Annotated in this window: 18 protein-coding genes; 13 read left to right on the top strand and 5 right to left on the bottom strand. The window is 61.8% G+C overall.

Annotation, left to right across the window (positions count from 1 at the left end):
• Positions 1-110 precede the first annotated feature (110 nt).
• Positions 111-1,892, top strand: coding sequence for a diguanylate cyclase domain-containing protein (locus AACQ95_RS02035; protein WP_339357745.1), 1,782 nt, complete (start codon positions 111-113; stop codon positions 1,890-1,892).
• A 61-nt stretch (positions 1,893-1,953) separates the two neighbouring features.
• Here the strand turns inward: AACQ95_RS02035 and fabV are convergent, their stop codons facing one another.
• Positions 1,954-3,141 carry an enoyl-ACP reductase FabV gene (gene fabV, locus AACQ95_RS02030; RefSeq protein ID WP_241280449.1) on the bottom strand — a complete coding sequence of 396 codons (1,188 nt, stop codon included), beginning with the start codon at positions 3,139-3,141 and terminating at the stop codon, positions 1,954-1,956.
• 377 nt (positions 3,142-3,518) lie between these two features.
• On the opposite strand from fabV, the gene AACQ95_RS02025 reads away from it, so the two are divergent.
• Positions 3,519-3,953 (top strand): universal stress protein, encoded by a 435-nt coding sequence (locus AACQ95_RS02025; protein ID WP_042873586.1) that lies wholly within the window; start codon positions 3,519-3,521, stop codon positions 3,951-3,953.
• Positions 3,954-4,145: 192 nt separating this feature from the next.
• Positions 4,146-5,159: a tryptophan--tRNA ligase gene (gene trpS / locus AACQ95_RS02020; RefSeq protein WP_103472802.1), complete on the top strand. Its 1,014-nt coding sequence runs from the start codon at positions 4,146-4,148 to the stop codon at positions 5,157-5,159.
• Here trpS and AACQ95_RS02015 read toward each other — a convergent pair.
• Positions 5,138-6,112, bottom strand: a complete 975-nt coding sequence (locus AACQ95_RS02015; protein WP_241280448.1) for a LysR family transcriptional regulator — start codon at positions 6,110-6,112, stop codon at positions 5,138-5,140. The two genes, trpS and AACQ95_RS02015, sit on opposite strands and share 22 nt — an antisense overlap.
• Positions 6,113-6,203: 91 nt before the next feature.
• On the opposite strand from AACQ95_RS02015, the gene AACQ95_RS02010 reads away from it, so the two are divergent.
• Together AACQ95_RS02010 and AACQ95_RS02005 are read left to right on the top strand one after the other, a co-directional pair.
• Positions 6,204-7,103, top strand: a complete 900-nt coding sequence (locus tag AACQ95_RS02010; RefSeq protein ID WP_241280447.1) for a DMT family transporter — start codon at positions 6,204-6,206, stop codon at positions 7,101-7,103.
• Positions 7,088-7,249, top strand: coding sequence for a hypothetical protein (locus AACQ95_RS02005; RefSeq protein WP_098981153.1), 162 nt, complete (start codon positions 7,088-7,090; stop codon positions 7,247-7,249). Before AACQ95_RS02010 ends, AACQ95_RS02005 begins: the two co-directional genes overlap by 16 nt.
• Positions 7,250-7,402: 153 nt before the next feature.
• Here AACQ95_RS02005 and AACQ95_RS02000 read toward each other — a convergent pair whose 3' ends face one another.
• On the bottom strand, positions 7,403-7,861 hold the full coding sequence (locus AACQ95_RS02000) for a DUF6314 family protein (RefSeq protein ID WP_241280462.1): 459 nt from the start codon (positions 7,859-7,861) through the stop codon (positions 7,403-7,405).
• A 42-nt stretch (positions 7,862-7,903) separates the two neighbouring features.
• On the opposite strand from AACQ95_RS02000, the gene AACQ95_RS01995 reads away from it, so the two are divergent.
• Entirely contained in the window at positions 7,904-8,758 is an 855-nt protein-coding gene (locus tag AACQ95_RS01995; RefSeq protein WP_241280446.1) for a carboxylate/amino acid/amine transporter, read from the top strand.
• On the opposite strand, the gene AACQ95_RS01990 is transcribed toward AACQ95_RS01995, so the two are convergent.
• Together AACQ95_RS01990 and AACQ95_RS01985 are read right to left on the bottom strand one after the other, a co-directional pair.
• On the bottom strand, positions 8,755-9,618 hold the full coding sequence (locus tag AACQ95_RS01990; RefSeq protein ID WP_181003716.1) for a GGDEF domain-containing protein: 864 nt from the start codon (positions 9,616-9,618) through the stop codon (positions 8,755-8,757). The genes AACQ95_RS01995 and AACQ95_RS01990 overlap by 4 nt on opposite strands.
• 70 nt (positions 9,619-9,688) lie before the next feature.
• Complete coding sequence (locus tag AACQ95_RS01985) at positions 9,689-10,402, bottom strand: 3-deoxy-D-manno-octulosonic acid kinase (RefSeq protein ID WP_043557361.1); 714 nt, start codon at positions 10,400-10,402, stop codon at positions 9,689-9,691.
• A gap of 173 nt (positions 10,403-10,575) precedes the next feature.
• On the opposite strand from AACQ95_RS01985, the gene AACQ95_RS01980 reads away from it, so the two are divergent.
• The 7 genes from AACQ95_RS01980 to AACQ95_RS01950 all read left to right on the top strand — a co-directional run bounded on the left by AACQ95_RS01980 (position 10,576) and on the right by AACQ95_RS01950 (position 18,001).
• Positions 10,576-11,643 (top strand): glycosyltransferase family 9 protein, encoded by a 1,068-nt coding sequence (locus AACQ95_RS01980; protein ID WP_241280461.1) that lies wholly within the window; start codon positions 10,576-10,578, stop codon positions 11,641-11,643.
• A gap of 299 nt (positions 11,644-11,942) precedes the next feature.
• The gene (gene gmk / locus AACQ95_RS01975) at positions 11,943-12,569 is read left to right on the top strand and encodes a guanylate kinase (protein ID WP_043140286.1); all 627 of its coding nucleotides are present in this window, start codon (positions 11,943-11,945) and stop codon (positions 12,567-12,569) included.
• A gap of 79 nt (positions 12,570-12,648) precedes the next feature.
• The gene (rpoZ, locus tag AACQ95_RS01970) at positions 12,649-12,924 is read left to right on the top strand and encodes a DNA-directed RNA polymerase subunit omega (protein ID WP_005307060.1); all 276 of its coding nucleotides are present in this window, start codon (positions 12,649-12,651) and stop codon (positions 12,922-12,924) included.
• A 135-nt stretch (positions 12,925-13,059) separates the two neighbouring features.
• A complete protein-coding gene (gene spoT / locus AACQ95_RS01965; RefSeq protein WP_043140283.1) occupies positions 13,060-15,177 on the top strand; it encodes a bifunctional GTP diphosphokinase/guanosine-3',5'-bis pyrophosphate 3'-pyrophosphohydrolase in 2,118 nt (705 codons plus the stop codon).
• 147 nt (positions 15,178-15,324) lie between these two features.
• The gene (trmH, locus tag AACQ95_RS01960) at positions 15,325-16,068 is read left to right on the top strand and encodes a tRNA (guanosine(18)-2'-O)-methyltransferase TrmH (protein ID WP_241280445.1); all 744 of its coding nucleotides are present in this window, start codon (positions 15,325-15,327) and stop codon (positions 16,066-16,068) included.
• Positions 16,058-17,098, top strand: coding sequence for an alpha/beta fold hydrolase (locus tag AACQ95_RS01955; RefSeq protein ID WP_241280444.1), 1,041 nt, complete (start codon positions 16,058-16,060; stop codon positions 17,096-17,098). The genes trmH and AACQ95_RS01955 overlap by 11 nt, the downstream gene beginning before the upstream one ends.
• Positions 17,099-17,188: 90 nt before the next feature.
• Positions 17,189-18,001: a Cof-type HAD-IIB family hydrolase gene (locus AACQ95_RS01950; RefSeq protein ID WP_043140359.1), complete on the top strand. Its 813-nt coding sequence runs from the start codon at positions 17,189-17,191 to the stop codon at positions 17,999-18,001.
• Positions 18,002-18,049 lie beyond the last annotated feature (48 nt).

The following is an 18,049-nucleotide window of genomic DNA, read 5'->3' as shown; positions in this document are numbered from 1 at the left end:
CCTCATCCTATCCCCCATACGGTTATAGAGAAGCAAAGAAACATGGTGTAGGTGGATTCAGCCATTATGATGGCGCCAGTGGTCGGGGAAAGGATTCAATGAGATTCATTATGGCACTGGCACTGCTCTGGATAACCCAGTTGCAGGCCGCTCCCTCCTTGCTGGAAGAGGCTGAATTGCAGGCGGCGCGCGATCCCGTCGGCTATCTGCGGCGCCTCGATGCCCACCCGCAGCAGGATATGGAGCTGTTTCATGCCAGAGCCCTGGCCCAGGCCGCGCTGGGGCGCTATCCACAAGCCCTGCTCGACAACGCCCGGGCACGCGGGCTGGCCAGCGCCCAGCAGGAGACCCAGCGCCTGCTCGACTTCAGGTTGCAGCAGATAGCCCTTACCCTGGATACGGAGGCGCCGGATCAAGCCCTCGCCCTGCTGGCCCAGCTCAGGCCAGCCGTCGCCGACCACCCGATGCAGGAATCCGAGTGGCACGCCCTGAACGGGCTCGCCCTCTATCGCACCCAGCAGTTGAAAGAGGCAATCGCCGAACTCAAGACCGCCTTCCAGCTCAAGCGATCCGCCCCGGACAACCCCATCTCCAGCCTGCAGTGCGCCCGCCTGCTGATGACACTCGGCAACCTCTATGCCGACCTGAGCCTGGCCAAGGAAGCTGAAACCTATTATCAGGAAGCCTTGCAGCTGATGGTGAAACTGGACGAGCCCAACAGCCAGACCATCATCCGGGCCAACATGGCGCGGCTCTACATAGATACGGATCGCCCCGTCCAGGCCCGGCAACTGCTCGACGGCCTGCTGGCCACCCCGGATCTGGCGCCGGATTACCGCGCCATCATGCTCGGCTATCAGGCCATGGCGTTCAATGCAGAGCGCGACTGGGCGGGTGCTCTGCGCAGTCTGGACGAGGCACAGGCACTCTATCAGCAACTGGGTTACCCGGAGGCGGGGGTGCGTCTGCTGGAGACCCGGGCCCGGGCGCTGCAAGGCCGCGGCGAGAAGCAGCTGGCGCTGCAGCTGCTGACTTCCCAGGGGCAAGTCAGTGTCAGCAGCAAGGCGCTGCAAGCCAGCCTGCTGGCCGATCAGGGCCGCTATCCCGAGGCCTATCAGGCGCTGACCGACTACATGAGCGACTACAAGCAGCACTTCAACCAGACCCTGAGCCAGCATGCCACCGCCTTCCAGGCCGAGATGGATCTGGCCCGCAGCGAGGCCAGCAACCGGGCACTGCAACTGGAGAACGAGCGCAAGCGTCAGCAGTTGCTGCATCAACAGAGTGCCCGCAACTACCAGCTGGTGCTGGTCGGCCTGCTGGCCGGTGCCCTGCTGCTGCTGGGGATCACCACCCACAGGCTGCACCGCAGTTCACGCCACCTCTACAAGCTCGCCACCTTCGATCAGCTGACCGAGCTGCCAAACCGCCGCGCCCTGCTGGAACGGCTGGCCACCCAGTGGCAGCAAGAGGGTCCGCTCACCCTGCTCATCATCGACATAGATCACTTCAAGCAGATCAACGACCGCCATGGTCATCAGGCGGGGGACAGGGCGATCCAGCGGCTGGCGCGGGAGCTGAGATCCTGGGCGCCCGACCTGCAACTGGTGGGACGCTGGGGAGGCGAGGAGTTTCTGGTGGCGGTGCCGCTGCCGGCGGAGGATTGCTGGCATCTGGCCGAGCGGCTGCGCCAGCGGATTGCCCAGCTGGACAACCCCCGCATGACCATCAGCATAGGTGTCGCCGGGCGCTCACCGGTCGACGAGGGGCTGGGCCAGCTCATTCACCGGGCCGACATGGCCATGTATCAAGCCAAGCGCCAGGGCCGCAACCAGACCATATTGGCGACGACCCCTTCGGCGCAGGATGAACTGGCCAGCAGCGTGGCCTGATGATCTTCCCAGCCACAGGCTCTGAATAAATGGGAGGGATGGATCAACAGCCCAATCTGGCTCAGGGCAACAGCTCGGTCAGCGAAGCCAGATCCACAGGCGCCCCATAATCCACGCCAGGCAGCTCGAAGCCGTTGAGCTGCATGAAATTCTGCCGCAGCCCGGCGAAATCCCCCAGGGCATGGAAGTTGTCCGGTGTCACCTTGGACCAGAGGGTTGAGACGGCGGCCTGAACGGCCGGGTCCAGCTCGTGGTCATCCATCCGGATCAACCGGTTGCCGTCGGCCACCACCCCATGGGGCCCGTACATCTTGGCGGCAAACAACCGCTGCATCTGCTCGATGCAGCCCTCGTGCACGCCGCGCTCCTTCATCACCCCCATCAGCAAACCCAGATAGACCGGCAGCACGGGGATATAGGCGCTCGCCTTGGTCACCAGCGCCTTGCAGACCGACACCCAGGCGTGGCCGCCGATATCGGCCAGCTGCAGGTTGATGGTCTCGGCGGTGGCGTGCAGATGCTCCTTGGCATAGCCGATGGTGCCGTCCCGGTAGAGGGGATAGGTGGATTCGGGGCCTATGTAGGAGTAGGCCACAGTCCGGGCGCCGGGTGCCAGGCAATCGGCCTGCTGCAACGCCTGCAGCCAGAGCTGCCAATCCTCGCCGCCCATTACCGTGACGGTATCGCGGATCTCCTCCGGGGTGGCGGGCGCCAATGATTGCTGCACCAGGGCGTCATGCTCCAGATCCAGCCCCCAGCCACTGAACGGCTGGCCCGTGGTCTTGAGCACCGAGCGCACCTGAGTGCCATCCGGCAGCACCCGAATGCCGCTCGCCAGCGAGTAGATCACCAGATCCACCTGACCCAGCTGCTGGCGTATGCTGTCGATGGCCTGCTGGCGCATGAGATCCGAGAAGGCATCGCCGATCAGGTTGACGGCGATGCGCCCCTCCTGCTCCGCCGCCTTGCGAAACCAGATGTTGTTGTACCAGCCCGCGCTGCCGAGCCCCTTGTCGGAGGGGCCCCGCTCGAACGAGACGCCGACGGTATCGGCACCGGCGCCAAAGGTGAGCGCGATGCGCGACGCCAGCCCGAATCCGGAGGAGGCCCCCAATACCAGCACCCGCTTGGGCCCGTCGAACGGGCCCGCCGCCCTGACGCTGGCGATCTGTTGCAACACGGCGGCGCGGCAGCCGATGGGGTGACAGTTGCGGGCGACGCAACCCTGGATCTGCGGGTGAATGATCATGAAGGGATCTCCAAAGGAACTGGCTACAGCATAACCAAGAAGTCGCGGATTACCTTGATGTCGGGCGGGATATCGGCAGTCAGGGGGCAGAAAAACAAGAGGGAGCACTAGGCTCCCCAAAGCGGTATTCAGATGCTTTTTGTTGTTTTGTGTTCATTGCGAAGCACGGGCACATCCTATGCCCGTCACCCCTTGCGGGCAAGCCGGCGGGTGTGACCTGCTTCAAACTCCTGTTCGATTTATAGCCGATTTTTCGCCTGCGGCCGAAAGAGAGCCCCATAAGAAACTCGTTTAAATCCCAAAACTGTGCCGGATACACCATTTTAGTTTCATCAGACATTGGTATAGTGGACTCAGGATCAGTGAGGAGAACTCCCATGAATGGAACCTATTACAAACACATACTGGCCGCGATCGACCTGTCGGAGGACAACCGCAAGGTGATCGAGAAGGCGGTCGACCGGGCCCGCTCCAACGGCGCCAAGCTGTCGGTGATCCATGTGGACGTGGACCTCAAGGATCTCTACACCGAGATGATCGATATCGATATCGACAACGTGCAGGATCAGGTGATCGCCGAAGCGAAAGAGAAGCTGGAAACCTTCCTGGCCTCGGTGGACTACCCCATCGAGAAGAAGCTGGTGATCTGCGGCGATCTGAGCGAACGGGTCAACCAGGCGGTCAAGGATTACCAGATCGATCTGCTGGTGTGCGGTCATCGCCAGAGCTTCTGGAGCCTGCTTACCTCCAGCGCCCGCCAGCTGATGAATACAGTGCCCTGCGATCTGCTGGTGGTGCCCTTGCAGAAGTGATCAAACAGGCGTAGCTTGATTTGCCATGAATATGACCATCTTCAATCACAACTACTGGTGGTGCTGCTTATAAACAGGCGGCACTGCTTTTCTATGTAAAATTTTCCAAAGAAAACACCGTGACCGCCGAGAGGCGGTCATTGTTTTTATCCCTTTGTCGCCTCCCGGCCCACCCCAACTGGAGAGAGTGACATGCACAACCCCATCATACTGACCGGCGACCGTCCCACCGGCAAACTGCACATAGGCCACTACGTCGGTTCCCTGCGCCAGCGCGTCGAGGCCCAGCACCATTACCGCCAATTCGTGATGATCGCCGATCTGCAGGCGCTGACCGACAACGGCCACAACCCGGCCAAGGTGACCGACAACGTGCTGGAGGTGATGGCCGACTATCTCGCGGTCGGTCTCGACCCGGCCAAGACCACCTTCTGCCTGCAGAGTGCCCTGCCCGCCCTCGCCGAGCTCACCACCTATTACCTCAATCTGGTCAGCGTCGCCCGACTGGAGCGCAACCCCACCGTCAAGGCGGAGATCCAGCAGAAAGGGTTCGAGCGCAGCCTGCCGGCAGGCTTTCTGGTCTACCCGGTCAGCCAGGCTGCCGACATCACCGCCTTTCGCGCCACCCATGTGCCGGTGGGCGAGGATCAGCTGCCCATGCTGGAGCAGACCAACGAGATAGTGCGCCGCTTCAACGCCCTGGTAGGCAAGGAAGTGCTGACCGAGTGCCAGCCGATCCTGAGCGACACCGGCCGCCTGCCCGGCATAGACGGCAAGGCCAAGATGTCCAAGTCCCTCGGCAACACCATAGAACTCGGCATGTCGAGCGATGAGGTGAAACAGGCGGTATTCGCCATGTACACGGATCCCAATCACCTCAAGGTGAGCGATCCGGGTCAGGTGGAGGGCAATACTGTGTTCGCCTATCTGGATGCCTTCCACCCGGACAAGGCGCTGGTGGCCGAGATGAAGGCCCATTACCAGCGCGGCGGGCTGGGCGACATGCGTTGCAAGCAGGTGTTGAATGACTGCCTGCAGACCCTGCTCGCCCCCATGCGGGAGCGGCGCCAGGCGGCGATTGCCGACAAGCGTCAGCTGCTGCAGCTGTTGCAGCAAGGCACGCTGCAGGCCCGTGCGCTCACCGACGAGGTGCTGGCTGAGGTAAAAAGCGCCATGGGACTGGATTACTTCGCCGCATTGACCTGATCCGCCCCGCGCTGCGCCGGGCTGCCCAGCGCATCCGCGCCGTAACGCTCGAAGGCGAGCTGGTGCAAGAGCCCCTTGAACCAGCCGATGGCCTCGTCATGGGCGGTGAGCGGGTGGCCCGCCATCAGGTAGACGATGGGGATGTCAGGATCCAGCTGATGCAGGCGCAGCGGGTAATAGCGGCAGAAGTGGCGGCCGATCATCTCGGGCACCACCACCAGATAGCGGCCGGTCGCCATCAGGGGCGGCACCGCCATGAAGCTTGGCAACCGTACCCCCAGCTCACGCTCGACCCCGAAACGGGCCAGCCAGAGATCCACCATGGCCTGGCTGTGGCCCCAGCTGGAGGTATGAATATGGGGGCGGCTGACCAGTTCGGCCGGCCCCAGCACGTCCGGCAGCTCGCTGCCGAGCGGTGACAAACAGACCAGCGGGTTGTTGAACCAGGGTTCGCGCCACAGCCGGGGCGAGAGGTGGTTGGCATCGGCGAACCCTATCACCAGATCCAGCTCTCCTTTCTCCAGCTCCCGCTCATAGTCGCTGTCCGCCAGCTCGCACACCTCCAGCCGACAGTGGGGCGCCTGCCGGTGCAGCCGCTCCACCAGCACTGGCACCAGGCCATGTTCCACCGAGCCCGGGGTGGCGATGCGAAAGATCCGCCGTGCGCTGGATGGATCGAATCCCTTCGCCTGGCGCAACCCCTGCTCCAGCATGGCCAGCGCCTGGCGCACCGGCCCGGCCAGCGCCTTGGCACGCTCGGTCGGCATCATCTCGCGCCGGCTCATGACGAACAAGGGATCATCCAGCGCCTGGCGCAACCGCCCCAGCGCATGGCTGACGGTGGACTGGGAGAGGTGCAGCCGCTCGGCGGCGCGGGTGACGTTGCGCTCCTGCATCAGCATGTCGAACACGGTCAGCAGGTTGAGGTCGAGGCGGGAAAGCGGGAGTTCCATCGATAATGGCCATAGTTGAATGACGACAATTCATTTTTGGCATAGTAGCAGATTGCATAGAATGCGCTGGCGAATTACATCGGAGATTAAAATGCGTAGCTATCTGTTGTTGCTGGCGATTGGCCTGTTGTGGGGATCCCAGTTCATTTTCATGCATCAGGCCGTGACCGAATTGCCCCCCATCATGGTGGCAGCCGGTCGCGCCTTGTGCGGCAGCCTGACCCTGGGTCTGCTCTGCCTGTTCATGCGCCTCAAGAGCGAGCATACCCCCTGGCGTACCTACATGCTGATCGCCCTGCTCGATGCCACCCTGCCCTTCATCATGGTGGCCTGGGGTCAACAGTATGTGGATAGCGCCATCGCCGCCGTGGTAATGGGTTGTATCCCCTTTGTGACCATTCTGGCTGCACCCCTGTTTATTTCTGGTGAAAGAATCACCAAGGGCGGGTTGATCTCGGTGATCATAGGTTTCGTCGGCGTGCTGGTGCTGTTCTGGCCGAAACTGGCCAGCGGCATGAACGCCGGTCTGCTCGGTGCCATGGCGATCCTGTTCGGCGCCAGCTGCTTTGCCATCGGCCTGCTGATGATCAAGCGCTTCGCCAAAGACCACCCTGTGGTGGTGGCGCGCAACATACTGATCTCGTCCGCCATCCAGCTGATGCTGGCCGCCCCCTTCGTCACCGATCTGAGCGCCCTCACCATGCCGAGCCAGCAGGTCATAGGCGCCGTGGCCGTGCTGGGTGTCTTCTGTACCGGTCTGGTCTACTTCCTCTACATGGCGCTGATCCAGAAGGCGGGCCCGACCTTTGCCTCCTTCAGCAACTACCTGGTGCCGCTGTTTGGCGTCATGCTGGGTGCCCTGTTCCTCGGCGAACAGATCCAGTCCACCACGGGTGTGGCGCTGGCCCTGATCCTGGGCTCGGTCGCCCTGAACCAGTGGGCACAGCAACGTCGCGCCCAGCGGGAGGCCACCCTATGTCAGGCATCCTGACCACCCTGTGTGGCGGCCTGGTGCTGATTGCCGGCTGGCAATACCGCCAGCGGCTGGCCGGCGTGCTCGGCCTGCTGATGGTGCTGCTGCCCTGGTTCTTCGACAGCAAGCTGCAAGCCATGCTGAGCTATGCGTTGAGTGCCTGAAGTCCATCTCTGAATGTGTGACGAGAGTGTATCTCTCCTGTTTTTGGGACCGTTTTTTAAAAACCTCCGATTTGTCCCCTCTACCGGCGCACTGCGCCGGTTTTTTTATGCCTGCCTTTCCCTGCCAGCACAGACGCCAAGCCCCCTTGCACATCACTCCCGGTAGCGATAGCTGAGCCGCTCGTTCTTGCGCGGACCAGTGATCTGCCAGCCGAGCAGAAATCCACTCGTGGTCTGCGTCAGCTCGGCACTGTAGTGATCCTGGCCACACAGGTGGGGCTCGGCGGTGAGCCAGCGGCCATCCACCTGAGGCAGCAATTCGAACAACTCGACCGGCTGCTCGTAACGCAGGTGGGAAAGCAGGATCCCGCGCGCGCCGCGCCGCCACCAGAAACGGTTGTGCATGGTGAGCACCCGGCCATGGGGCGTGGTGTAACGGCCTGTCTCGGCGAACAGCCAACCACCCTGATGATCGGTCACCAGCACCTCACCCTCACCACGACCGCACCAGTCGGTCGCGGACCCTCCCCCGTTGCTCGCCTCGAAGGCAAATGCTCCGATCTGTGGCAACTGCTCCCATAAACGCTGGATCGCGCTTTCCAACTCGGCCATCATAGCGCCCTCCAAATTGACAACTGACGACAATTCAATCACATGAACTACTTGATAGGGGTAACCCTGCTCTGGTCATTCTCCTTCAGCCTGATCGGGGTCTATCTCGCCGGCCAGGTGGATGCCTACTTCTCCGTGCTGACCCGCATCGTCCTCGCCAGCCTGGTGTTCCTGCCCTTTCTCAGACGCCGCTGGCTGCGGCCCGATCTGGTGGTCAAGCTGATGAGTCTGGGCGCCATCCAGCTCGGCATCATGTATCTGTTCTATTACCAGTCCTTCCTGCTGCTGACGGTGCCGGAAGTGCTGGTGTTCACCATCTTCACCCCCATCTACGTCACCCTGATCCACGATCTGCTGGAGCGGCGCTTCAAACCCGTCTATCTGTGGGGCGCCCTGCTGGCGGTGCTGGGAGCGGCCGTCATCCGCTTCGATGGACTGACCGAGAGCTATGTGCTGGGATTCCTGGTGGTGCAAGGTGCCAACATTTGCTTCGCCATCGGCCAGGTCGGCTACAAGGTGTTGCTGGCGCGGGAGAAGAAACAGCCCCCCCAGCTCGCGGTGTTCGGCTGCTTCTATCTGGGAGCCTTGGCTGTCGCCCTGCCCGCCTGGTGGCTGCTGGGCAAGCCGCAATACCCAACCAGCGGTCTGCAATGGGGCATTCTGCTGTGGCTGGGGATAGGCGCTTCCGGGCTGGGTTACTTCCTGTGGAACAAGGGCGCCACCAAGGTCAGCAGCGGTGTGCTGGCCATCATGAACAACGCCCTGATCCCGGCGGGGTTGCTGGTCAATCTGCTGCTATGGGGACGGGAAACCGACCTGCTCCGACTCGCGCTCGGCGGCCTGTTGATGCTGGCCTCCCTCTGGATTTGCCAGCGCGCCAACGTGAGCAAGCATTAACCAACGACGGTATTGTGCTCCCGTCTGGCCTGACCGTGGCAGGTGGCCAGACGGGCCAGCAGGTGATCGATATGTTCGCCACTCTGGCTCTGCACCAGCCCTATGCTGACGGTCACCGGCCGCTGCGGCAGCAGGCTGGCATCGGCGATCTCCAGGCGCAACCGCTCGGCAATCTCCAGGCCGCTCAGCCGATCGGTCTGGGAGAGCATCAGGATGAAGCCATCCTGGTCCCAGCGGGCGAAGGGATCTTCCCGCCGCAGTTCGTGGCGCACTATGCGCGCCAGCTTGGCCAGCATGGCATCGCAGGCCGCCTCGCCAAACAGCTGCAGTATCTTGGCACTGTGGTCCACGGTGAACTGCAGCAGGCTGAAGCCACCGCTCTCGGTCGCCAGCCGCTCGTCGAGCAGTTGCTCGAAGTGGCCGCGGCTCTCCAGTCCGGTGAGGGGATCCATGCCGTGGCGCTCTTCCACGATCACGGCCAGCGGGTCGAGCTGGCGCACCACCCCCAGCACCTGACCGTGCACATCGCGCCGGGCCCGCTCTTCCAGCCGCACGTAGTGACCATCGTGATGCAGGATGCGGTATTCGAGCCGGATCTGGGCCACTCGTCCGCTCTGGCAGGCACCGAGCGCATCCTGCAGTGCGGCCACATCGTCGGGATGTACCCGCTCAAGCCAGCCGAGATCGTCCAGCCCAGTCTCATCCAATCCCAGCAGGCGTAGGCAGGAGAGATCCCGCTGCACCCCCTGCTGCGGGCTCCAGCTCCAGAGTCCCGCCGCCAGCAGAGCCATGGCATCCGCCATCAGCGCCAGATCAAACCGGGTGATTGCTTCCCTCAGGGGAGCCTTGAGCATGTCCATCGAGCGCCTCGAAACCGAATCTGAATACCTGCCCAATAAGTAACATTGGCTCTCGCGGCGAGCAACAGGGTCAGCCCGCTTTTCCTTGATAACCCTGCATCAAGGCCTGCCAGTTGTCCGGCACGAAGTGGAAACTGGTATGCAATTGGGACTCTTTGGTGAAGGAGCGCAGCAATCGCTCCAGGTTGGCCTGCTGCCAGCTGCCTGGGGAACGGATTGCCCCCTTATCGAAGTCGATCACCCACACCTTGCCCTCCTTGTCGAGCAGCAGGTTGTGGCTGTTGAGATCCGCATGATAGACACCGGCATCGTGCAGCTGGCGCACCGTCTGACCGACCTTGTGCCACACCTCGCCGGCGATCGGCCCCTGCTTGAGCAGCGCCACCAGATCCTTGGCGCCGCGAATGCGCTCGATCAGGATGTCGGCCCGATAGAAGGGGCCCTGCTTGGCCATGCGGGCCGCAAATGGACGCGGCACCGGCAGGCCCTGCTCGCTCAGCTTGGCCAGCAGGCTGTATTCGGCCATGGCCCGGCTGCTCTCCACCCCCTCGAACCAGAAGCGATCCCGCACCACCTTGCCCACCATGCCCCCGCGATAGTAATGGCGCAGCACCAGATGGCGGGATTCATCCTTCACGAACCAGGTCACCCCGCGACCTATGGAGGAACCCACCACCTGGCGATGGGTCTGCCACCAGGCCGGATCAAACAGCTCGGGGGAAGGGTCATGAAAAATCCCTTCGGCGTACCAGCAGATCTGGTTGTGTTCGGTCTGAATTCGCATCTTGGTGATTCCGGTCGGTCAGTAATCGCAATGGTTCGATTCACGATAAGGCGGCTTGTCGGCACGGACCCGTGCTCCTTGTGAGGATCAGGGCCAGTACCGGCTGCCAGTTGCGCGCAATTTTACAATCCACAGGGGAGTTTGCATAATGCCATCCATCCATTTTGCCACCATTGCGCCACATCATGCCGCTGTTCCAAACGCCGCCCTCCTCCATCTGCATCCTGCGGCTCTCCGCCATCGGCGACTGCTGCCACGCGCTGGCGTTGGTGCGCGTCATCCAGCGGGAGTGGCCAGAGACCCGCATCACCTGGATCACCGGCAAGATAGAGGCGACACTTTTCGCCGATCTGCCCGGGGTCGAGGTCATCGCCTTTGACAAGAGCAAGGGCTGGCGCGGCTACCGTGACCTCTGGCAGACCCTCAAGGGGCGCAGGTTCGATGCCCTGCTCCATCTGCAGGCGGCCATGCGCGCCAGCATTGCCACCCTAGGCATCCGGGCGAACATCAAACTCGGTTTCGACAAGGCACGCGCCAACGACGGTCAGTGGCTGTTCACCAACCACAGGGTGCCGTCCCCCTCATCTCCTCATGTGCTGGATGGCTTTCTCGCCTTCGCCAAAGAGCTGGGCATCCAGGATCTGACCCCGGACTGGCAACTGCCCATCAGCGCCGAGCATCAGGCCTGGGCCCGGGAGAAGATTGGCGGCAAACCGACCCTGCTCATCTGCGCCGCCGCCAGCAAGGCGTTCAAGAACTGGACCGCCGCGGGTTATGCCGCTCTGGCAGATCACGCGGCCAACAAGGGCTTTCAGGTCTATCTGTGCGGGGGCCCGGCCAAGCTGGAACGGGATCTGGCCGCCGACATACAGCGGCTGAGCCAGAGTAAACCGGTGGATCTGGTGGGGCAGACCAACCTCAAGCAGCTGCTGGCCCTGATTGATGAAGCGAGCCTGGTGCTGGCCCCGGATACGGGCCCTACCCACATGGCAACCCTGGTCGGCACACCGGTGATCGGCCTCTACGCCCATCACAATCCGGCCCGCACCGGCCCCTATCTGTGCCGCGACTACGCGGTCAGCGTCTATCAGGAACTGATCGAACAGGAGACCGGCAAGCCGCTGGCCGAGCTGAGCTGGCGCACCCGCCTCAAGGACCCGGATGCCATGAGCAAGATCACGAGTGAACGTGTCATCGCCACCTTTGACCGGCTCTGCGCCGATCGCCATCTGCCAGGCTGAGAGGCAACTCGGAAATTCCGAGCCCTGAGGCAGGGATAACCTGCTGGCCTCTACCCGCCCCCAAAGGCACAATAGCGGCCGATGTGGGTTACGCTCCCGCAGCAAGCTACGAATACTTTGATCGGCTGGAATATGATTCCGGCCGTTTTTTTATCCGCCGCCTTCTGTTAAAATTCGCCGCCTTTACATCCCCCTGATCCAAGAATTTTCCGCGTTTTGCGTTTGGCTGTCTCCCTTTCGGGCACAAGACGGCGGCCTCTGCTACAACCAAAACACGGGTTTCAATTAAAGGTAATGACATGGCGCAACAAGGCACTCTCTATATCATCTCCTCCCCGAGCGGGGCGGGTAAATCCAGCCTGCTCAATGCCTTGCTGACCAAACACAACGCAGCAGGCAAGATGCAACTGTCGGTCTCCCACACGACTCGTGCCATGCGCCCGGGCGAAGAGCACGGGGTGCATTACCACTTCGTGCCGGTGGAGACATTCAAGGCGCTGATCGCCCGCGGTGATTTTCTGGAGTGGGCCGAAGTGTTCGGCAATTACTACGGCACCTCACGCGCCGCCATCGAAGCCTGCCTGGCCAAGGGGATCGATGTCTTCCTCGACATCGACTGGCAGGGCGCCCGTCAGATCCGCGAGCAGATGCCGACCAAGTCCATCTTCATCCTGCCCCCAAGCCGTGCCGAGCTGGAACAGCGCCTGATCGGGCGCGGTCAGGACAGCAGCGAGGTGATCGCCGGCCGGATGGCGAAAGCCATTGCCGAAATGGTGCACTACGACGAGTATGACTATGTCATTATCAACGAAGACTTTGAGCTGGCGCTGTTCCAGCTCAGGGCCATTATTGAGTGCCAACGGCTGGAAATGCGTCAGCAACAGCAGGCACAACAAAACTTGCTGCAACAGCTACTGGCAGAATAGGCCAAAAACAAGTAAACTTTTGCGTCATTTTTAAACACCGCTTTTCTAAACACAGAAAGCCCAAACACTGGAGTCCTGCATGGCACGCGTTACTGTAGAAGATGCTGTAAAACAGGTAGGTAACCGTTTTGACCTGGTGCTGGTCGCCGCCCGCCGCGCCCGCCAAATCGCGGTTCAAGGCAAAGATCCCCTGGTTGACGAAGAGAACGACAAGCCGACCGTGATCGCCCTGCGCGAGATCGAGCTGGGTCTGGTGAACAACCAGGTGATGGACACCCAGGACCGCTACGAGCAGCAAGAACAGGAAGCCGCCGAGCTGGCTGCCGTTGCTGCCATCGCCGAAGGCCGCGGTTAAGTCAGTTATTTCTCATAGTCGGCGCCCGCCCGGGTGCCGACTGTTCTTCCCATTTACAACCGCTCGAAAACCTCGCAAACTCAGGACTATACCCTCTATTCCACGGATTGCCGTTTCACCGCTGCGGGGACTGTCTTGTATTTATTTGAAAATCTTAAAGAAATAGCCAGTTCCTACCTGCCATCAGAGCAGGTTGAGAAGCTCAGGCAAGCCTATGTGGTGGCCCGTGATGCCCACCAGGGACAGATGCGTTCCAGTGGCGAGCCCTATATCACCCACCCGGTTGCCGTTGCCCGGATTCTCGGCGACATGCGACTCGATCACGAAACCCTGATGGCCGCCGTGCTGCACGACGTCATCGAAGATACCCCGGTCACCAAGGCCGATCTGGCCGAACTGTTTGGCGATGCCGTCGCCGAGCTGGTAGCGGGCGTCTCCAAGCTCGACAAGCTGAAATTCCGCGATCGCAAAGAAGCCCAGGCTGAAAACTTCCGCAAGATGGTGATGGCCATGACCCAGGATATCCGGGTCATCCTGATCAAGCTGGCCGACCGCACCCACAACATGCGCACGCTCGGCTCATTGCGGCCGGACAAGCGCCGCCGCATCGCCCGTGAAACCCTCGAGATCTTCGCCCCCATCGCCAACCGCCTCGGTATTCATACCATGAAGAACGAGCTGGAAGAGCTGGGCTTCGAGGCGCTCTACCCCATGCGCTCCCGCGTGTTGCGAGAGTCGGTGCGCCGTGCCCGTGGCAACCGCCGCGAAATCATCGACTCCATCCAGAGCGAGATCGAGGGCCGTCTGCGGGATGCCGGTATCGACTCCCAGGTGAGCGGCCGCGAGAAGAACCTCTTCTCCATCTACAACAAGATGGAGAAAAAAGAGCTGCAATTTCATGAGGTAATGGATATCTACGCCTTTCGCGTCAGGGTGAAGGACATAGATACCTGTTACCGGGTGCTGGGGCAGATGCACAGCCTCTACAAGCCGCGCCCCGGCCGCTTCAAGGATTACATCGCCATCCCCAAGACCAACGGCTACCAGTCGCTGCACACCTCGCTGGTGGGGCCGCACGGGGTACCGGTCGAGGTGCAGATCCGCACCGAGTTCATGGATCAGATGGCCGACAAGGGGGTTGCCGCCCACTGGGCCTACAAGCAGGATGGCGACAGCTCGGGCACCACCGCCCAGATCCGCGCCCAGCGCTGGATGCAGAGCCTGCTGGAGCTGCAACAGAGCGCCGGCAGCTCGTTTGAATTCATCGAAGGGGTCAAGACCGACCTGTTCCCGGACGAGATCTACGTCTTCACCCCGGAAGGCCGCATCATGGAGCTGCCCACGGGCGCCACGCCGGTGGACTTCGCCTACACGGTACACACCGACATAGGCCACGCCTGTGTTGGCTCGCGGGTCGATCGCCACCCCTATCCCCTGAGCAGCCCGCTGCATTCGGGTCAGACGGTGGAGATCATCACGGCGCCGGGCGCCCGCCCCAACGCGGCCTGGCTCAATTTCGTGGTGACCACCAAGGCCCGCTCCAAGATCCGCCAGTTCCTCAAGAACCTGCGCACCGAAGAGTCTGTGGTGCTGGGTCGTCGCCTGCTCAACCATGCGCTCGGCGCCAAGAACATCGAAGACATTCCTGAGCCTCGCATCAAGCAAGTGCTGGCCGACACCAAGCACGAAAACCTGCAGGGCCTGCTGGCCGACGTGGGTCTGGGCAACGCCATGAGCGTCATGGTGGCGCGCCGCATGCTGGGGGATGAACTGCCGCCGGAAGAGCAGCCCAAGTCCAGCAGCAAGAAGATGCCGATCAAGGGCGCCGACGGCATGCTGGTCACCTTCGCCAACTGCTGCCGCCCGATCCCGGGGGATGCCATCATTGCCCACATCAGCCCGGGCAAGGGGCTGGTGATCCACCAGGAAGCCTGCCGCAACATCAAGGGCTACAGCCGCGAACCGGACAAATACCTGCCGGTACAGTGGGAGGTGGACAAGGATCAGGAGCAGGAATTCCGCACCGGCATCAGCATAGAGATAGTCAACCATCAGGGTGCGCTGGCCGAGCTGGCCAACGTGATTGCCGCCACCGGCGCCAACATTCACGCCATCAGCACCGAAGAGAAGGATGGCCGTGTCTATCTGGTCACCCTGCTCATCACCACCAAGAGCCGTATCCACCTGGCCAACATCATGCGCAAGATCCGCGTGATGCCCAACGTGCTCAAGGTGAGCCGACAAAAGAACTGAATACAGGCGGCGCAAGCCGCCTGCTGCTTTTATAGAGACACGCCATGAGCCCCGAACGCCTCGAGCAAATCCGCACCATACTGACCCGGCGTCAGCCCGACTCGACCCGCTTGCCTGGCACACCCGCCTCACCCGATAGAAACTGATATGACTCCTGAACGCTTTAAACGAATTTCTGACATGCTGGCCCAGCGCCAGCTCGACTTGACCGTCTGTATGGAAGAGGTCCACAAACCTCACAACCTGGCCGCCATAGTGCGTACCGCCGATGCCATCGGCATCCACAGGGTGCATGCCGTCTGGCCCAAGAGCTGGATCCACAAGCGCAAGGGCACGGCCCGCGGCAGCCAGAACTGGGTGGACGTGAAACTGCACCCGGACATCGGCAGCGCAGTGGCCGAATTGAAAGCCGCTGGCATGCAGATCCTGGCGACCCATCTCTCGGAGAGCTCGGTGGATTTTCGCGCCATAGACTACACCAAGCCCACCGCCATCCTGGTGGGCCAGGAGAAGCACGGCATAGGCGAAGAGGCCCTGGCCCTGGCCGATCACCATATTGTCATCCCCATGGTGGGCATGGTGCAGTCCCTCAACGTCTCTGTGGCCGCAGCCGCCATCCTCTATGAGGCCCAGCGCCAGCGCGAGCTGGCCGGCTGCTATCAGCGCGGCTGCCCGCTCGATCTGGAAGAGCAGAACAGCATATTGTTCGAGGGGGGTTACCCCATCTATGCCCAGCTCTGCAAAGAAAAAGAGATGCCCTATCCCCAGCTCGGTCCGGCCGGCGAAATCCTGGCGGACGAGGCCTGGTGGCAACAGATGCAACTGACCCGCAAGGGCTGGGCCGCACAGCAGTCGGACGACACTTCGGAAGAGTACATTGATGAAGCCTAACTATTTGCCCCTGTTGGCCCTGACCCTGTTTTCTGCCGGAGCCCTTGCCGTGACCAATCCCTATCCGCTGACATCCGAAGCCGAGGTTGCCACCCTCCATCAGCAGACCCTGCCCGACTTCTGGCGCGAGCACGCCGTCGAAGGGGAATTCAAGGGCAAGGACGGCGTCACCATCCGCTATGCCGCCCTGCGCCAGGCCAGGGTGGATCGCGCCATTCTCATCGTCAACGGCCGGGTCGAGAGCTATCTCAAGTATCAGGAGCTGGCCTGGGATCTGTGGCGTCAGGGCTACAGCCTCTATCTCATCGATCACCGTGGTCAGGGCCTGTCCGAGCGTCTGCTGGACGACCAGGAGAAAGGATATGTCGACCAGTTCGACGATTATGTGCTGGATCTGAAGCAGTTTCACGACCAGGTCATAGTGGCGGACAAGCCCGCCAAGCTGTTCCTGCTGGCCCACTCCATGGGCGGCGCCATCTCGGCGCTCTATCTGGAGCGCTGGCCGGATGACATCAAGGCCGCCGTGCTCTCCTCCCCCATGATGGGCATCAACCTTGGCGGCCTGCCCAAATGGCTGGCACAGGGGCTGGCGGCCAGCATAGACACGGTCGGCAGCTGGCTGGGCGAACCGCCCTATGGCCCGGGCCAGGGCAGCTACCAGTCTCACGAATTTGCCGATAATGGCCTGAGCCACAGCGAGCCGCGCTATCAGGCGTTTCGCGAGCTCTACGAGCAGCGCCCGCAGATCAAGCTGGGCGGGGTGACAGCCCACTGGATCCGCGAGGGGATAGCCGCCGGAGACAGCGCCATCGCCGCCGCCGATCGCATCAAAACACCGCTGCTGCTGCTGCAGGCGGGGGAAGACAGCGTGGTGGACAATGCCGTGCAGGATGCCTTCTGCGCCCGGGCTCGGTGTGAAGGGGGCAAGCCGTTGCGGGTAGAGGGAGCCTGGCACGAGCTGTTCATGGAAGCCGATCCCCAGCGTCAGGTAGCGCTGAATGCCACCCTGGCCTTCTTCGATCGCTTCTGACACTGGTTATTTTTTGGATCCCTAAATAAATGGGGTGACGCAAAACGCTGGGGTACACTGCCCCGGCGTTCAATTGATGCCGAGGTAATGATGTTCAAGGTAGTTGTATCCGATCTCGATGGCACCCTGCTCAACAAGCAGCACCAGATCTCCCCCCGCACCCGTGACACCCTGCACCGTCTGGTGGAACAGGGGATCAAGTTCGTGGTGGCCACAGGCCGGCACCATGTGGACGTGCGCAGCATTCGCGACACGCTCGGGCTGGACATCTACCTCATCACCTCCAACGGTGCCGTGGTGCACGACAAGCAGGATCAACTCATCTTCAATCAGGCGCTGCCAGCCGCCGTGGCCGCCGAGCTGATCGCACTGGAGCGCGACCCCTCCATTCACCTCAACGTCTACTATGGCGACGAGTGGCTGGTGGAAGAGGAACTGCCCTGGTTGCTGCAATTCCATGACGAATCCGGATTTACCTACCGCCTGACCGACCTCGCCACCCATCCGATGGACAAGGTTAACAAGGTGTTTTACATCGGTGACCATGAGAAGCTGCTGCAGATCGAGGCCCAGCTCAACCAGCATTATGGTGATCGACTCAACGTCACCTTCTCCCTGCCGGACTGTCTCGAGGTGATGCACGCCGGGGTGCACAAGGGCAATGCCGTGCGCGCCGTGCTGGAGCAGCACGGGCTGGAGATGTCCCAGGCCGTTGCCTTCGGGGATGGCATGAATGACTTCGAGATGCTGAACATGGTGGGTCGCGGCGTGGTGATGGGCAATGCCCACGATCGCCTCAAGCTGGCCCTGGCAGACCACGAACAGACTCTGAGCTCGGATGAAGATGGCGTCGCCGTCTATCTGGAACAGCTGTTCGCCATCAGTACCGCCGGCGCAGCCTGATCCCTGCCGTCATGGATACCACCCGTGCGTGGTATCCATGACGCTCCG

The organism is Aeromonas sp. MR19 (assembly GCF_963899305.1).
Lineage (GTDB): Bacteria > Pseudomonadota > Gammaproteobacteria > Enterobacterales > Aeromonadaceae > Aeromonas > Aeromonas bestiarum.
Note: the sequence above shows the minus strand (reverse complement) of the source record. Positions and strands in the feature narration are given on the sequence as shown.

Coding starts and splice junctions, on each gene's coding strand:
- AACQ95_RS02035 (WP_339357745.1), top strand. CDS start 111: ATGGCACTGGCACTGCTCTGGATAACCCAGTTGCAGGCCGCTCCCTCC.
- fabV (WP_241280449.1), bottom strand. CDS start 3,141: ATGATCATTCACCCGCAGATCCAGGGTTGCGTCGCCCGCAACTGTCAC.
- AACQ95_RS02025 (WP_042873586.1), top strand. CDS start 3,519: ATGAATGGAACCTATTACAAACACATACTGGCCGCGATCGACCTGTCG.
- trpS (WP_103472802.1), top strand. CDS start 4,146: ATGCACAACCCCATCATACTGACCGGCGACCGTCCCACCGGCAAACTG.
- AACQ95_RS02015 (WP_241280448.1), bottom strand. CDS start 6,112: ATGGAACTCCCGCTTTCCCGCCTCGACCTCAACCTGCTGACCGTGTTC.
- AACQ95_RS02010 (WP_241280447.1), top strand. CDS start 6,204: ATGCGTAGCTATCTGTTGTTGCTGGCGATTGGCCTGTTGTGGGGATCC.
- AACQ95_RS02005 (WP_098981153.1), top strand. CDS start 7,088: ATGTCAGGCATCCTGACCACCCTGTGTGGCGGCCTGGTGCTGATTGCC.
- AACQ95_RS02000 (WP_241280462.1), bottom strand. CDS start 7,861: ATGGCCGAGTTGGAAAGCGCGATCCAGCGTTTATGGGAGCAGTTGCCA.
- AACQ95_RS01995 (WP_241280446.1), top strand. CDS start 7,904: ATGAACTACTTGATAGGGGTAACCCTGCTCTGGTCATTCTCCTTCAGC.
- AACQ95_RS01990 (WP_181003716.1), bottom strand. CDS start 9,618: ATGGACATGCTCAAGGCTCCCCTGAGGGAAGCAATCACCCGGTTTGAT.
- AACQ95_RS01985 (WP_043557361.1), bottom strand. CDS start 10,402: ATGCGAATTCAGACCGAACACAACCAGATCTGCTGGTACGCCGAAGGG.
- gmk (WP_043140286.1), top strand. CDS start 11,943: ATGGCGCAACAAGGCACTCTCTATATCATCTCCTCCCCGAGCGGGGCG.
- rpoZ (WP_005307060.1), top strand. CDS start 12,649: ATGGCACGCGTTACTGTAGAAGATGCTGTAAAACAGGTAGGTAACCGT.
- trmH (WP_241280445.1), top strand. CDS start 15,325: ATGACTCCTGAACGCTTTAAACGAATTTCTGACATGCTGGCCCAGCGC.
- AACQ95_RS01955 (WP_241280444.1), top strand. CDS start 16,058: ATGAAGCCTAACTATTTGCCCCTGTTGGCCCTGACCCTGTTTTCTGCC.
- AACQ95_RS01950 (WP_043140359.1), top strand. CDS start 17,189: ATGTTCAAGGTAGTTGTATCCGATCTCGATGGCACCCTGCTCAACAAG.